The sequence below is a fragment of the Colwellia ponticola genome (genome assembly GCF_005885605.1).
In the GTDB taxonomy this organism is placed as follows: domain Bacteria; phylum Pseudomonadota; class Gammaproteobacteria; order Enterobacterales; family Alteromonadaceae; genus Colwellia; species Colwellia ponticola.
In genome coordinates, this window is sequence record NZ_SZVP01000050.1 from 1 (window position 1) to 515 (window position 515).

The 515-nt window shown below is 66.8% G+C and carries 1 protein-coding gene; it reads right to left on the minus strand.

Annotation, left to right across the window (positions count from 1 at the left end; all coding sequences use genetic code 11):
- The coding region (locus FCS21_RS15770; RefSeq protein WP_222927979.1) for a LysR family transcriptional regulator at positions 1–515 on the minus strand (515 nt) is incomplete at both ends.

A 515-nucleotide genomic window follows, 5' to 3' on the forward strand; every position in this document is an offset into this window, starting at 1 on the left:
AGCCGGTGAAGCCACCAGCACCCGATGCGCCGGCGTCAACTTGCGCGCCACCACGCCTTGGGGCAGCTCAAAACCGCCGCCGATGGCGGCATCGAAGCCCTGGCCGATCAGGTCCACCTGGCGGTTATCGAAATGCCAGTCCGGGCTGATATCCGGAAAGCGCGCCATGAACGCCCCCAGCAACGGCACCACGTAGCGATTGCCAAACACGGTGCCCATGCTGACCTTGAGCGTGCCCACCGGCCGGCCTTCGGCGCTGGCCAGGTTAGCCACGGCATTCTGGATGGTGGTGAGGCTGCCGCTGACTTCGGCCAGGAACAACTTGCCGGCTTCGGTCAGGGCCAGACGCCGGGTGCTGCGCTGGAACAGCCGCACGCCGAGGCGCACCTCCAGCTTGGCGACGCTTTTGCCGACCGCCGCCGGGGTCAGGCTCAGGTGCCGGGCCGCCTCGGCAAAGCTGCCGCCTTCGGCGCTGCGCACAAAGCATTCGATACTGCCAAAGCTTTCCATAACGC